Below are 13552 nucleotides of genomic sequence, written 5' to 3' on the forward strand. Positions count from 1 at the left end.
TTCGCCGGCGGGCCGTTATTGATGGTTAACAGCAGCGACCGGCGGTAATCAGCGATGAATTCGATACGGCTGACCTTTATGGTCGTTGCTTTTTTTTCTGGCATTGCCGGGGCACTGCAAATACCGACCCTGAGCCTGTTCCTCACCACCGAGGTTCGGGTGACTTCATTATGGGTCGGTTTTTTTTATGCGGTTAATGCCGGGGTCGGCATCATTGTCAGCTTTTTGCTGGCGAAAAAATCAGATCGCCAGCGTGACCGGCGCCATTTGATTTTAATCTGTTATTTATTGGCGGCGGGAAACTGTCTGTTATTTGCTTTTAATCGCAATTACCTGACGTTAATTACCGCAGGTGTGCTGTTAACCGCCATCGCCAATACGGCGATACCACAATTATTCGCCCTGGCGCGGGAATACGGAGAGAGGTCATCGCAAAACGTGGCGTTGTTCAGCGCCATCATGCGCGCCCAACTCTCTCTGGCCTGGGTTTTTGGCCCGCCATTGGCTTTTATGCTGGTGGTGAATTATGGCTTCACGGCGATGTTTATGTTTGCTGCCGGCATATTCCTGCTGGTCACGCTGCTGGCCTGGTGGATATTACCCGAGGTGGCTCGCCCGTCTGTGGGTAATGAAATCGCCATACCGCAAAAAACGGTCTTCGATAAAGACATTAGCCGGTTATTTTTTGCCTCGGTATTGATGTGGACCTGCAGCGCCATGTATCTGATTGATGTGCCGCTGTATATCGCGGCCGAGTTGGGTTTGCCGCAAAGTCTGACCGGTTGGATGATGGGCATCGCCGCCGCGATCGAAATCCCCATCATGATCCTGGTAGGGCGTTATGTAAACCGGGTGGGCAAGCGCCTGATGATGGCGGGGGCGATGGTGGCCGGCATACTGTTTTATGCCGGGATGCTGTGGTTTACCTCGGCCGCCGGGTTGCTGGTCTGGCAGCTGTTTAACGCGATATTTATCGGCATTATCGCCACCGTCGGCATGTTGTATTTCCAGGATTTGATGCCGGAGCGGGCGGGCATGGCCACCACTTTATTCACCAACAGTATTTCCACCGGTGTGATCCTGGCCGGAATATTACAAGGGATCCTGACCGAGTACGGGCCGCATTCCTCCGTTTATCTGTTAGCCATATTACTGCTTTGTATTGCTTTACCTGTCGGTTTTAAAACCCGGGAAGTTTAGGTGGTTTCTGAGTGAGTCGTTTATTTTTAAACACAAACAAGGATATACGATGGCTATATTGGTGACGGGCGGTGCCGGTTATATCGGTTCGCATACGGTATTGGCACTGTTGGAAAGGGGGGAGGAAGTTGTTGTACTGGACAACCTGTCGAACAGCTCGCCAGAGTCTTTGTTTCGGGTGGAGCGATTAACCGGTAAAAAAGTGATTTTTTATCAGGGAGATATCCAGCAACATCATTTGCTGGATCATATTTTCCGCCAGCATGATGTTCATGCGGTTATTCATCTTGCGGGTTTGAAGTCGGTGAGAGAATCTACCGAAGAGCCACTGAAGTATTATCAAAATAATATTTCCGGCTCATTGATCGTACTGGACAGAATGCGCCATGCCGGTGTTAAGCAATTTATTTTCAGCTCTTCAGCCACCGTCTATGGGCCGGCAGAATATACCCCACTGACGGAAAGCTGCCGTGTTGGGCAGACCACCAATCCTTACGGAACCTCAAAGCTGATTGTCGAGCAGATCCTGGCGGAGTTCGCTTCCACGGCACCGCAGATGGCAATCACCGCGCTGCGTTACTTTAATCCGGCCGGGGCGCACGAGTCCGGCTTGATTGGTGAGGATCCCGCCGGCATTCCCAATAATCTTCTGGCTTATCTGGCGCAGGTGGCTATTGGCAAACTCGCGGTGTTGCCGGTGTATGGCAACGACTACCCTACCAGCGATGGTACTGGGGTACGTGATTACATTCACGTTATGGATTTGGCCGAAGGGCATTTAAAAGCGCTGGATAATCTGCAGCCAGGTTTTAACGTCTATAACCTGGGCACCGGTAAAGGCTACTCGGTGCTGGAGATTATTCGGGCGTTTGAACGCGCCTGTGGCTTCAAAATCGCCTACCAATTTAATCCCCGGCGTGCGGGAGACATTGCCGAGTGTTGGTCCGACCCGTCACTGGCGGCAGAAAAGCTGGGCTGGCAAGCCAAACGCAGTCTGGAAAAAATGGTGTGCGATGCCTGGTCATGGCAGAGCAAAAATCCGCAGGGTTATGGCTCTTCGGTGCCGCTGTCATCGATAAGGATGCTGGCCGATGAAGCTTAACGACGGACATTTGGGGGTTATGCAGGATGATCTGTTCCGGGCAGAATACGAAGCGCGGATCAGCGACCTGAAGTTTGAGTTCGTTAAATATCAGCGCCAGACTTCACCGGCACGGCTGGAAAGCTATCAGCGTGGGGTCGCGCAACTGCGTGAGTGGCTGGCAGCGCATGGGGATTTATTCGATGCCGCCTGCTGTTCTTCACTATTTTGTGTGCCTACTCGCCCACTGGCTGCGAGTGAAAAACGGCTGCACCGTATCTGGTTGGGGGGCGCCATACCTGACGACGCCAGAGAGGTTATCTCTCAGTGGGGCGACGCGCAGCAGGCGGTGGCTAGCGCCGAGACAAATGACTGGGTCGGCATGTTATGGGTTTGGGACGCGCAGCAGTTGGCAAGGGATGCGTATTTCCTCCCCGTACAGGTGATAAAAGGCGGCTACCTGGGGGAGTATGATGCGGGCAATCATCGCTTGCAGGTACATTCGCTGAGCGAACTGGCGCAAAAAAGGGTCGGCGACAATCTGGGCTTTATCCATCAACTGCACGATAAGCGCTATTACGCCACGCTTTCTGATTACTTCCGCTTTCTGATTTTGATCGAGATGGGGGGGCTGTACATGGATATCGATACCATACCCCACCGGTCGGCGACGCTGTTTTTGAGCAAACCAGAGGTGCCTGATTATCTTCAGTTTCTGGCTGAGGGCGAGGTCAGCCACGTCAGCTGGTTGAATCTGTTTCTTGATGAAACCGGCATGATTATCAGCCGGAAAGGGGACATTTCGCTGTGCCGAATGCTGGCGGGGTTGGATCAGATCTATGCGGCGGAAAGCGGCGAAGTGCCGGACAAGAATTCGGTTTATGAACGGAAGCTGTTTGATCCCTTTTATCAGCTGTGGAGCCGCCACATAGGCCGGTCTTTCCTCAGTCACGATCGCTTCTGCCAGGATTATGGCGTCCATTATGATGCGCACCCACAGGCAGTCACCTGTGGTATCCGTGGCATGCGCCTGTTGGAGGATGTGATCACCAATGAACGGTTACCGCTGTCGCAGGAGGAACAGCACAGCTACCGGCAATGCGTCAGCCGCTTAGAACAGGTGGACTGGCAGCTTGAGCAGCCGCTGGATCTGACTCGTTATGCGGAAATATTCACCGTTGATGAAGTACCTCGCATGGCCTACCCGGCGCAGATCCGTTCCGATATCGACCATTACCACTATTATTCCGTGCTTTCCCATGACCGTACGCTTGATCGGGTAAATCAACTTTTTGGTGAATACCTGATCGCCGATAACCGGCGACGGATTACGGCGGGTAATTACTGGTGCCCGACCGCTGGAGTAGGGGACGCGGTGTTACCGGAGCAGGGCGGGGCATTGCATTTTCTACCGGGGCGGCAGGCGAGTGCAGCCGATAAGACTCGCATGGCAAAGCTGATTTTCACCACCAGTTACCTTGAATACTGCTCTATCGGCAATCGAGCTGGGCTGGATCTGGTGTCATTGCAGCAGGCGCAAAATATTGAGCCTTATCTCGGGCTGATCACGGTAGCTTACGATCGGCGTGGAGAGTTTGTCGGCTTTTTTAATGCGGCCACCATCAGCGAGCTGTATGGCATAGAAGCGGATTATCATTATCGCGATGAAATAAAACCGCTTGATGAGGCTTATGACAGCTTTGTGCAAAGCCTGTGCACTGCTGACGATTATTTCATCTGCAGTCTGGCAATCGAGAGTCAATTCCGCGGACAAGGGCATTTTAACCAATTGTTTGCGCTGATAAAGCAGCGAGCACAACAGCACCAGGCGAAAAATATCGTGCTATGTGTATGGCAACGCAGTGATGCCAGCCAAATTTATCTGAACAAGGGGTTCCGTGTTCGAGGTGTATTCGATCACGCCTGGCCGTTGTTTTTTGATCGGTTGCTGTTTCTTGAGTATGAGCTGTGAAGAGGTTTGCCCATCCGCGTGTCGGCGGGTGAGTTGACGGTGAAGTGAGTGTAAGTGGGAAGACGGAAAGAAGTGCCTCTGCAATTGTTGTATTTCAAGCTGTGAACTTTCCCCGGGCCTGTCCGGGGATTTTTTTATCTGTTCAGTTAAGGCGGTTCTTAATGCCGGTTAAGGGCATTATTTTTTATCGTGCAGAGTTTCGTCTTCGCGGCAGTCACCAATTGCACAGTGGCCGTACAGGTACAGGCTGTGGTTGCTGAGCTTAATGCCGTGTTGCTTGGCGATATCACGCTGACGAACTTCGATTGATTCATCGCTGAATTCGATCACTTTGCCGCAGTCCAGGCAAATCAGGTGATCGTGGTGATGCTGCTGGGTCAGTTCGAACACGGACTTGCCGCCTTCGAAGTTGTGACGGGTCACAATGCCGGCATCATCAAATTGGTTCAGTACGCGGTAAACCGTAGCCAGGCCAATTTCTTCGCCCATATCTATCAGTTTTTTGTACAGATCTTCCGCACTGACGTGATGGCATTCCGGATTTTGCAGTACTTCCAGGATTTTGAGTCGCGGAAGCGTGACTTTTAAGCCGGCCTTCTTCAATGCGGTGTTGTTGTCAGTCATGCGGATTCAGTCCTGTTACTATGCTAATCAAGTTGAGGCGTTCTCGCCTGTGGCATCGGTCGGCACAAAGAGTTAATTGCGTCTCATTATAGAACCGGTTGACCTAAATAGAAACCGCCGGTTGTTAACAAAGATATAATTGCACTATTGCATGTTGCACACGCAACGTCTTGATGGGCGGGATAAACCGATAACTCAGTCTACCTTGACGATGTGGGAAGTTACAAATATGTATCTTCGATTGCAGTAATCAGTACTGCCAATGATGGCCCTGCTGGCAACACTATGCACTTTGCAGGGCTTTTGTTCAACGTTTGGCGTTAGCCGACGATTTCGGCCAGGCTCAGCTCTTCGACGATTTGTTTTACCCAGCCTTCAACACGCTCATTGGTCAGCTCAGGTTGACGGTCTTCGTCAATTGCCAGACCAATAAAGTGGCTGTCGCTTGCCAAACCTTTTGAGGCTTCGAAATGATAGCCTTTGGTTGGCCAGTGGCCGACTATGGCAGCGCCACGCGGTTCAATGATGTCGCGGATGGTGCCCATTGCATCACAGAAATATTCTGCGTAGTCTTCCTGATCGCCACAGCCAAACAGGGCTACCAGCTTGCCGTTGAAGTCGATGTCTTCCAGCGTTGGGAAGAAGTCATCCCAGTCGCACTGGGCTTCACCGTAGTACCAGGTTGGGATACCGAGCAACAGAATATCGAAGCCTTCCAGGTCTTCTTTGCTGCTTTTGGCGATGTCGTGAATTTCACACACATCGTCACCAAACTGTTGCTTAAGAATTTTCTGGATCATCTTGGCAATGTTTTCGGTATTGCCAGTGTCGCTGCCAAAGAAAATGCCTACATTAGCCATATCGCGTATAACCTTTAAATTCAATAAATTGCATTACACGATGTTAGCGATGACCACGATAACACCGATTAAAATGATGCCATGGCAAGGGAGGCCCTCACCGGTAATTGCGTATCATGCCAGAAATTTACCCCGGGGTTTTATCACGTTTATGCGATACCGGGTGGAATAAAACGATGTTGATCGGGCGTCATCCTTAACGCCGCGCCGCATGTGCGGCTGCAATGATCAATGTTCTGGCTGGTCGTCCGCCAGTTGTGCCAACAGCATTTGCTCAATAAGCTCGCTGCGGCTGATATTCCGCTGTTCCGCCAGTTTGTTCAGGGCGTCCACCGCATCCGCGTTAATCTTCAGTTCCACACGCCGTAAACCACGGACTTTATCGCGTCGAAGCTGATTACGCTTATTGATTCTAAGCTGTTCATCTCGGGATAGCGGGTTGGTTTTCGGGCGCCCCGGACGGCGTTCATCTGCGAACAGATCCAGCGTCGTGCGATCCGTTTGTTCTTTTGCCATAGGTAGCGGTACTGCAAGGGAGTTTGCATCTAAAAGCGCGTAGACGCTTCTGGATGGTTCGGTTAACACACTTCGGGCCAATAAACCCTAACCCAAATTTACCCCCAGCCAGGCGTTAATCAACACGCCGGGCACGGCGGCAAAATTATAGCGCGTCATATTACCCCAGCAGGTGGAGCAACGACAATGCTTAACTGAGCCGAAAACGCGCTAAGTCGTTATCTTTAGCGCGTTTTTTCACCAGATGGCCGTTTTGGGTGGTTGTCCGCACCAGGGGAAAGCGCCGGTCGGCTCAGGCTTCGTCGAGAAAACGGTGAATAGCGCGCAGCACCGGCTCCGGTTTTTCCGCATGAACCCAGTGTCCGCTGCCGGCGACCACATGTGCGCGAGCCTGTGGGAACTGGCGGGCAATGTCTGCACGGTAGCTGTCCTGCACGTAGGGCGACAAACCACCACGAATAAATAATGTGGGATGCGGCCAGGCGGGAACCTCCTGCCAGCCAGTGATGTTTTCATATTGATCGATCAGCACCGGCAGGTTAAAACGCCATTCGCCCTGGTGGAAGGATTTCAGCAGGAACTGGATCACTCCTTCTTCCTTCAGGTAGTCGCGCATCAATTCCGCCGCCTGCTGGCGTTGGGTGATGCCGGCCGCACTTACGGCCTGTAAGGCGACAAAAATCTCGTCGTGGCGACGGGTTTGATAATCCACCGGTGCCACGTCAATAACGATCAGTTTCTCCACTCGCTCAGGTGCGATTGCCGTCAGCGCCATCGCCGCTTTGCCTCCCATCGAGTGGCCGATCACAATGACCTTGTCCAACTGCAAGTCATCCAGCAGCGCCAGCAGATCCTTTGCCATTTCCGGGTAGGTCATTACCGGTGAACGTGGTGACAGGCCGTGGTTGCGCAGATCGACTTTAATCACGCTGTGCTGTCGGTTGAGATCGCGAGCCAGCACGCCCAGATTGTCCAGATTGCCGAACAGCCCGTGGATCATGACAACCGGCAGAGCGTCGGACTCGCAGGCCAGCAGTTGATAATGTAATTTCATGGCAAAGTTCATACTGAGTGAGATTCAGATTAGGGTATCATGATTAAAACACACGATGAAAATACCCGTCGCCTTTCAAGCCACAGGTAACAACGCTGCGGCTTGAAATCCATAGGGTATAACGCGGATTTTTCATGGTAAGGTGCGGGTTTGGCAGAGCCAATGCCAGGCAGGCTTTAGGTAATAGTCTGCTTTTGCCGTGTTGAGGCACATTGTGATGTTCGCATCTGCGCTTTTAACCTTATAATCCCATGGCTTGAATGCAGGATCTGGCTTCAGGTTCTAAGTAGAAAAAAACAGTACTGGATAAAGATGAAAACTATTGAAGTCGACGAAGAGCTCTACCGTTATATTGCCAGCCACACGCAACATATTGGTGAGAGCGCGTCCGATATTTTGCGCCGCATGTTGAAGTTTACCGCAGGTCAGCCGTTACGTGCGGTGCCGTCCGGCAGCGCCCAGAGCGCTGAGCAGGATAAAATTGTTGCCGCGTCGCGCCCGCGCGATCGCGTACGTGCCGTGCGTGAGCTGCTGTTGTCGGATGAGTATGCCGAGCAGAGCAAAGCGGTGAACCGTTTTATGCTGGTACTTTCCACCCTGTATACCCTCGACGCGGCGGGCTTTGCCGCAGCTACCGATGCATTGCATGGCCGTACCCGCACCTATTTCGCTGGCGATCAGCAAACCCTGCTGGCGAACGGAACGCACACCAAACCCAAGCACGTTCCGAGCACCCCGTACTGGGTGATCACCAATACCAATACCGGTCGTAAACGCAGCATGGTGGAACACATCATGCAGGCTATGCAGTTCCCCGCGGAACTGACAGAAAAAGTTTGCGGCACTATCTAATTTAGCGAACAGCCCGTCATGGTGGCCGTGAGCGACATATTGCCAGGCCGCAGGACAGGGATTAGGGAGATATGTCGATGGCGAATAATCCACGTGCCGGGCAGCCGGCTCAGCAAAGCGATTTGATCAACGTAGCCCAGCTGACGTCGCAGTACTATGTACTGCAACCTGAAGCCGGCAATGCAGCACACGCGGTGAAGTTCGGCACTTCGGGCCACCGCGGCAGCGCTCTGCGTCATAGCTTTAATGAAAATCATATTCTCGCTATTGCACAGGCGATTGCGGAAGTCCGTCATCAGCAAGGGGTGACCGGCCCATGCTACGTGGGTAAAGATACCCATGCGCTGTCCGAGCCTGCCTTTATTTCTGTGCTGGAAGTGTTGACCGCCAATGGCGTCGATGTTGTCGTGCAGGAAAATAACGGCTTCACGCCAACTCCTGCGGTATCCCATGCCATTTTGTGCCATAACCGTAACGGTGGGGCACTGGCCGACGGTATCGTTATCACCCCGTCTCACAATCCCCCGGAAGACGGTGGCATCAAATATAACCCGACCAACGGCGGCCCGGCTGATACCAACCTGACCTCCGTGATTGAAAAGCGCGCCAATGAACTGCTGTCATTGCAGTTGAAAGGCGTTCAGCGTCAGTCATTGGATAAGGCCTGGAACAGCGGCCGCGTGCACGCGCAAGATCTGGTGCAGCCGTATGTCGAAGGGTTGGTAGATATCGTCGATATGCCTGCTATCCAGCGTGCCGGCCTGAAGTTGGGTGTCGATCCGCTTGGCGGTTCCGGTATTGCCTACTGGCAGCGTATTGGCGAGCATTACAAGCTGGATCTGACGCTGGTGAACGACTCTATCGATCAGACCTTCCGCTTTATGCACCTGGACCACGACGGCGTGATCCGCATGGACTGCTCGTCCGTTCCGGCGATGGGCGGTTTGCTGGCGCTGCGTGACAAGTTCGATCTGGCGTTCGCCAACGATCCGGATTACGACCGCCACGGCATTGTTACGCCGAAGGGGCTGATGAATCCGAACCACTATCTGGCGGTGTCCATCAACTACCTGTTCCAGCATCGTCCAGAGTGGGGTGCCGATGTGGCGGTGGGCAAAACACTGGTTTCCAGTGCAATGATTGACCGCGTGGTTGCTGACCTGGGCCGTAAACTGGTGGAAGTGCCGGTGGGCTTCAAATGGTTTGTCGATGGCTTGTACGATGGCAGCCTGGGCTTTGGTGGTGAAGAGAGCGCGGGGGCATCCTTCCTGCGTTTCAACGGCACACCTTGGTCGACCGATAAAGACGGCATGATCATGTGCCTGCTGGCGGCGGAAATTACCGCAGTCACCGGTGAAAACCCACAAAATCACTACGAAGATCTGGCCAACCGCTTTGGTGCACCAAGCTACAATCGCATTCAGGCTCCAGCTACCCATGCGCAGAAAGCCGCATTGGCCAAGCTGTCGCCGGAAATGGTCAAGGCCAACACCTTGGCGGGTGACCCGATCACCGCTCGTCTGACGGCGGCTCCGGGCAACGGTGCCTCCATCGGCGGCCTGAAAGTGATGACCGACAACGGCTGGTTTGCCGCACGTCCTTCAGGTACCGAAGAAGCCTACAAAATCTATTGTGAAAGCTTCCTGGGGGCCGAACATCGCGAAAAGATCGAGCTCGAAGCAGTAGAAATCGTCAGTACCGTGCTGGCCTCCGCCAAATAATTTCTTTTCTGCCTGATGAAAAGCGCTGTTTTTACAGCGCTTTTTTTATGCCTGCAATTTAGATATATCTATTTACAAAGACCCTTTGCATATTTAGATATATCGATCTAGATTAGATATATCGAAGTCATTTAGATATATCTAAATGACTTCGTCAACTGACTATTCATTGAGAGGTAAAACCCTATGTACCATCGATTAGGTTTACACTGCCGGCCCGGTTGCCACCATGACGGCGAAGAAGGGCTCGAACATCGTCGGCGCGGCGGGCGCCACCAATTTGGCGGCGAGCACGACGAAGAACATGGACGCGGTGGGCGTGGTGGCCGTGGCGGGCGTCACCGCATGTTTGAACATGGCGATTTGCGGTTGGTGCTGCTGGCGCTGGTGGCGCGCAAGCCGAGCCACGGCTATGAGCTGATCAAGGCGATCGACGAGGCTTCCTCCGGCTTGTACGTGCCAAGTCCGGGTGTTATTTATCCGACCCTGACGCTGTTGGAAGAGCAAGATTTCCTTGAGCCGATCACCACCGGTAACGGCCGTAAAAGCTACCAAATCACCGCGCTTGGTCAGAGTGAACTGCAAAAGCACCAGGCCACCGTAGATCTGATCCTTGCCCGTTTAGCCGGGGCCGGCCGCAGCCATCATCATCACGGTAATCTGGCGGAGGGTATCTCCGAAGCCATGAACCGCCTGCGCAGTTTGCTGCGCGGTAACGTGATGCGCGCCGATCTCTCGCCCCAGCAGGTTGAACGCATCAATAAGGCGTTGCTCACCGCAGTGGCGACGATCGAAAGCGAAATGAACATTCGCCCAACAGCGCAGGAGAACGACTGATGCCAGGCCACCGTTTCCGTATCACCGTTGAAGCCCTGAACGATCGCCAGGGTGAGCCGGTGGATAAAGCGCCGTTGAGTTTTGAAGTGGAAAACCACGACGATATTCTCGGCATTGTTGAGCGTATCAAAGCGCGTGAAGATCTGAACTTTGGCGAAGATAAAAGTGCAGCCTTTGCCGTCGGCTTGAAGCTGTTCTCGGAAGTGATGATCGAGAACCGCAAGCATCCGGTGTTCGCACCGCTGCGCGAGGCGTTCAAGGAATTTATGATGGGGTTGAAGAAAGGGTCACATTCGTAGGGGCGTCGCACAGGCCTCATGAACTGGGTTTGCATTTAACAGAATGACAACTATCATTAACTCTGGTTATTTTATAAAAGTAAGCGGTTGCCATTTTTTTAATAAATATTTCAAGATTATTAATAACTAGAAACGTCATAAAACCAGTTTTTCTGCAGTAATTAAGTACAGTAAGTAATAATAGCCCTAATTAATTTAATGCTAACAATAGCATCATTTCCCCTTACCGCCATTATATTGATGGTGAGAAATTTTATTGATATTCAAAGGATTGCTTTTAGGTGTGAATTCGAAAATGAATTCACGCCGAGTCGTGCTGCGCCTGCTGTATCACTAAAGGGGGGAGTGATGAGAAAAACATACGTTAGCAGTAATAAAAAATCCGATGGTTTTGATTACGCGGTTTATTCTAATGTGCCGATAGAGGAAAGTTCCCGTTATCATTATGACTTTCCGCTAAAAGCGGTTTATAGCCGTGAGGATATCACGTCATTTCCCTATGTGGATACCTTGCCGGGAATACCGCCTTATATTCGTGGGCCGAATGCGACTATGTATACGGTAAAACCCTGGACCATAAGGCAATATGCTGGTTTTTCTACCAGTCAAGAGTCCAATGCTTTTTACCGTAAAGCATTGGCAGGGGGAATGCAGGGAATTTCTGTGGCTTTTGATTTGGCTACGCACCGTGGGTATGACTCGGATCATCCTCGTGTCGAGGGCGATGTCGGCAAGGCTGGCGTCGCCATTGATTCTGTAGAGGATATGAAAGCCTTATTTGACGGCATACCGCTTGATAGGGTTTCGGTGTCGATGACGATGAACGGCGCTGTTTTGCCGGTGATGGCAGCCTATATTGTTGCCGCGGAAGAAAGCGGCGTGGCACCAGAACAGCTTAAAGGAACGCTGCAAAATGATATCTTGAAAGAGTTTATGGTTCGTAACACCTATATTTATCCTCCCGTACCCTCAATGCGTATTGTCACCGATATTCTCGCTTACACCGCTGAGTACATGCCGAAATTCAACGCCTTGTCTATTTCGGGTTACCACATGCAAGAGGCCGGTGCGCCTGACGTACTGGAGTTGGCCCTGACGTTGGCTAATGGTAAAGCCTATATTCAGGCGGCTCTGGATCGCGGATTGAAAATCGACGATTTTGCCGGCCGCCTGAGTTTCTTTTTCGGCATGGGCATGCAGTTCTATGCCAACATCGCCAAGCTGCGTGCCGCCCGCCTGCTATGGTGCCAAATCATGCAGTCATTTGGTGCGAGTAAGCCCAGTTCATTGCTGCTGCGTACGCATTGCCAGACTTCGGGCTGGTCGTTGACGGAGCAAGATCCGCTGAACAATGTGGTACGTACCACTATTGAAGCTATGGCTGCCATTTTCGGCGGCACCCAGTCTTTGCACACCAACGCGTTCGATGAAGCCATGGGGTTGCCAACCGATAACTCCGCCAGGCTCGCCCGCAATACCCAACTCATTTTGCAGGAAGAAACCGCCATCTGTGACGTGGCCGATCCCTGGGCCGGCTCTTACATGATGGAAACGCTGACGATGGAGATGGCGGAAGGGGCGCGAAACATCATGAACGACATCAGTGCCATGGGCGGAATGCTGGTCGCTCTGGAAAACGGTTGGGTAAAACGACAAATTGAACATTGTTCGGCCATTACCCAGGCGCAGATTGATTCCGGCAAAATAGTGATTGTCGGCGTTAATAAGTATCAGTTATCGGGAGAGCGGCCGCTTGAGGTTCGCTTTATTGACAACAGTAAAGTGCGGGCTCAGCAAATAACCCGGCTGGCCTCACTGCGCCGGCAACGCAATGATACCCAGGTCGCGCATGCGCTGGCGGCATTGACGCGCTGTGCCGAGAGCGATGGCAATTTATTGGCTGCAGCAGTCGATGCAATGCGTCTGCGGGCCACGGTCGGTGAGGTGACCGCAGCGCTCGGGCAGGTATGGGGGCGTTATCAGGCGGAGCCGCAGTTTGTCACTCATGTTTATGGCGAGGAGCTCAGGCACGACCCGCAGTGGCAAAGAGTGACAGCGCAGATTGGCGCGCTCACCCTGCGACTGGGCCAGCGGCCAAAATTGCTGATCGCAAAAATGGGGCAGGACGGACACGATCGGGGGGCAAAGGTGGTGGCAGCCGGTCTGCATGACATGGGCTTTGACGTTGTACTGGGCGCATTATTCCAGACCCCGGAGGAAGTGGTACAACAGGCCAGCGCAAGCCACTGCCATGCTATTGGCGTCTCATCGCTGGTGGCAGGGCATAAAACGCTGGTTCCTGCATTAATGACGGTGCTGGCGGCGGCCGGAAGAGAGGATATCACCGTGTTCGTTGGCGGGGTGCTGCCTGTTGCCGATTACCCCTTTCTCTTCGATTGCGGTGTGGCCGATATTTTTGGCCCCGGTACGACATTGCTGACCTGCGCCGATCGGATCCTGGAACACATCGAACGCCAGCAGGTTGCTCAACAGAGTTCCGCAGCAATTCATTCTCCAAAAATCAAGTGAGGCGTAT

At 52.7% G+C, this 13552-nt stretch carries 11 protein-coding genes and 1 pseudogene; 8 read left to right on the top strand and 4 right to left on the bottom strand.

Translation table 11 applies throughout. The annotated features are described in order from the left end of the window. Positions 1–54: 54 nt before the first annotated feature. The 3 genes from ACUTSU_RS05155 to ACUTSU_RS05165 are packed head-to-tail and all read left to right on the top strand — an operon-like array spanning position 55 to position 4253. Entirely contained in the window at positions 55–1200 is a 1146-nt protein-coding gene (locus tag ACUTSU_RS05155) for an MFS transporter (RefSeq protein ID WP_445649813.1), read from the top strand. Between the two features lie 49 nt (positions 1201–1249). Further along, positions 1250–2302 (top strand): UDP-glucose 4-epimerase GalE, encoded by a 1053-nt coding sequence (gene galE, locus ACUTSU_RS05160; RefSeq protein ID WP_261090236.1) that lies wholly within the window; start codon positions 1250–1252, stop codon positions 2300–2302. Next, positions 2292–4253 (top strand): glycosyltransferase, encoded by a 1962-nt coding sequence (locus ACUTSU_RS05165; protein WP_445653838.1) that lies wholly within the window; start codon positions 2292–2294, stop codon positions 4251–4253. The genes galE and ACUTSU_RS05165 overlap by 11 nt, the downstream gene beginning before the upstream one ends. Before the next feature lie 177 nt (positions 4254–4430). On the opposite strand, the gene fur is transcribed toward ACUTSU_RS05165, so the two are convergent. The 4 genes from fur to ybfF form a co-directional block, all read right to left on the bottom strand. After that, a complete protein-coding gene (fur, locus tag ACUTSU_RS05170; protein WP_135315525.1) occupies positions 4431–4877 on the bottom strand; it encodes a ferric iron uptake transcriptional regulator in 447 nt (148 codons plus the stop codon). A gap of 320 nt (positions 4878–5197) precedes the next feature. Further along, positions 5198–5737, bottom strand: coding sequence for a flavodoxin FldA (fldA, locus tag ACUTSU_RS05175; RefSeq protein ID WP_012005674.1), 540 nt, complete (start codon positions 5735–5737; stop codon positions 5198–5200). Positions 5738–5965: 228 nt separating this feature from the next. Further along, the gene (gene ybfE / locus ACUTSU_RS05180; RefSeq protein WP_012005675.1) at positions 5966–6253 is read right to left on the bottom strand and encodes a LexA regulated protein; all 288 of its coding nucleotides are present in this window, start codon (positions 6251–6253) and stop codon (positions 5966–5968) included. 292 nt (positions 6254–6545) lie between these two features. Next, positions 6546–7319 carry an esterase gene (ybfF, locus tag ACUTSU_RS05185; protein WP_445649815.1) on the bottom strand — a complete coding sequence of 258 codons (774 nt, stop codon included), beginning with the start codon at positions 7317–7319 and terminating at the stop codon, positions 6546–6548. Between the two features lie 300 nt (positions 7320–7619). Between ybfF and seqA the strand changes: the two genes are divergently transcribed. The 5 genes and pseudogenes from seqA to scpA all read left to right on the top strand — a co-directional run. Then, a complete protein-coding gene (gene seqA / locus ACUTSU_RS05190; RefSeq protein WP_445649816.1) occupies positions 7620–8159 on the top strand; it encodes a replication initiation negative regulator SeqA in 540 nt (179 codons plus the stop codon). Positions 8160–8236: 77 nt separating this feature from the next. After that, complete coding sequence (pgm, locus tag ACUTSU_RS05195) at positions 8237–9880, top strand: phosphoglucomutase (alpha-D-glucose-1,6-bisphosphate-dependent) (protein WP_445653839.1); 1644 nt, start codon at positions 8237–8239, stop codon at positions 9878–9880. A 186-nt stretch (positions 9881–10066) separates the two neighbouring features. Then, a complete protein-coding gene (locus tag ACUTSU_RS05200; RefSeq protein ID WP_445653840.1) occupies positions 10067–10717 on the top strand; it encodes a PadR family transcriptional regulator in 651 nt (216 codons plus the stop codon). Continuing rightward, positions 10717–11016 (top strand): DUF3861 domain-containing protein, encoded by a 300-nt coding sequence (locus ACUTSU_RS05205; RefSeq protein ID WP_445653841.1) that lies wholly within the window; start codon positions 10717–10719, stop codon positions 11014–11016. The genes ACUTSU_RS05200 and ACUTSU_RS05205 overlap by 1 nt, the downstream gene beginning before the upstream one ends. Positions 11017–11472: 456 nt before the next feature. Next, positions 11473–13545: pseudogene (gene scpA, locus ACUTSU_RS05210) on the top strand (methylmalonyl-CoA mutase); the annotation flags it as partial. Between the last annotated feature and the right edge of the window lie 7 nt (positions 13546–13552).

It is taken from the genome of Serratia sp. NA_13 (assembly GCF_052691735.1).

What these genes read in the sequence shown, in the direction of transcription:
- fur (WP_135315525.1), bottom strand. Translation starts at nt 4,877, where the DNA reads ATGACTGACAACAACACCGCATTGAAGAAGGCCGGCTTAAAAGTCACG.
- seqA (WP_445649816.1), top strand. Translation starts at nt 7,620, where the DNA reads ATGAAAACTATTGAAGTCGACGAAGAGCTCTACCGTTATATTGCCAGC.
- fldA (WP_012005674.1), bottom strand. Translation starts at nt 5,737, where the DNA reads ATGGCTAATGTAGGCATTTTCTTTGGCAGCGACACTGGCAATACCGAA.
- ybfF (WP_445649815.1), bottom strand. Translation starts at nt 7,319, where the DNA reads ATGAACTTTGCCATGAAATTACATTATCAACTGCTGGCCTGCGAGTCC.
- ACUTSU_RS05155 (WP_445649813.1), top strand. Translation starts at nt 55, where the DNA reads ATGAATTCGATACGGCTGACCTTTATGGTCGTTGCTTTTTTTTCTGGC.
- ACUTSU_RS05200 (WP_445653840.1), top strand. Translation starts at nt 10,067, where the DNA reads ATGTACCATCGATTAGGTTTACACTGCCGGCCCGGTTGCCACCATGAC.
- pgm (WP_445653839.1), top strand. Translation starts at nt 8,237, where the DNA reads ATGGCGAATAATCCACGTGCCGGGCAGCCGGCTCAGCAAAGCGATTTG.
- ybfE (WP_012005675.1), bottom strand. Translation starts at nt 6,253, where the DNA reads ATGGCAAAAGAACAAACGGATCGCACGACGCTGGATCTGTTCGCAGAT.
- ACUTSU_RS05205 (WP_445653841.1), top strand. Translation starts at nt 10,717, where the DNA reads ATGCCAGGCCACCGTTTCCGTATCACCGTTGAAGCCCTGAACGATCGC.
- galE (WP_261090236.1), top strand. Translation starts at nt 1,250, where the DNA reads ATGGCTATATTGGTGACGGGCGGTGCCGGTTATATCGGTTCGCATACG.
- ACUTSU_RS05165 (WP_445653838.1), top strand. Translation starts at nt 2,292, where the DNA reads ATGAAGCTTAACGACGGACATTTGGGGGTTATGCAGGATGATCTGTTC.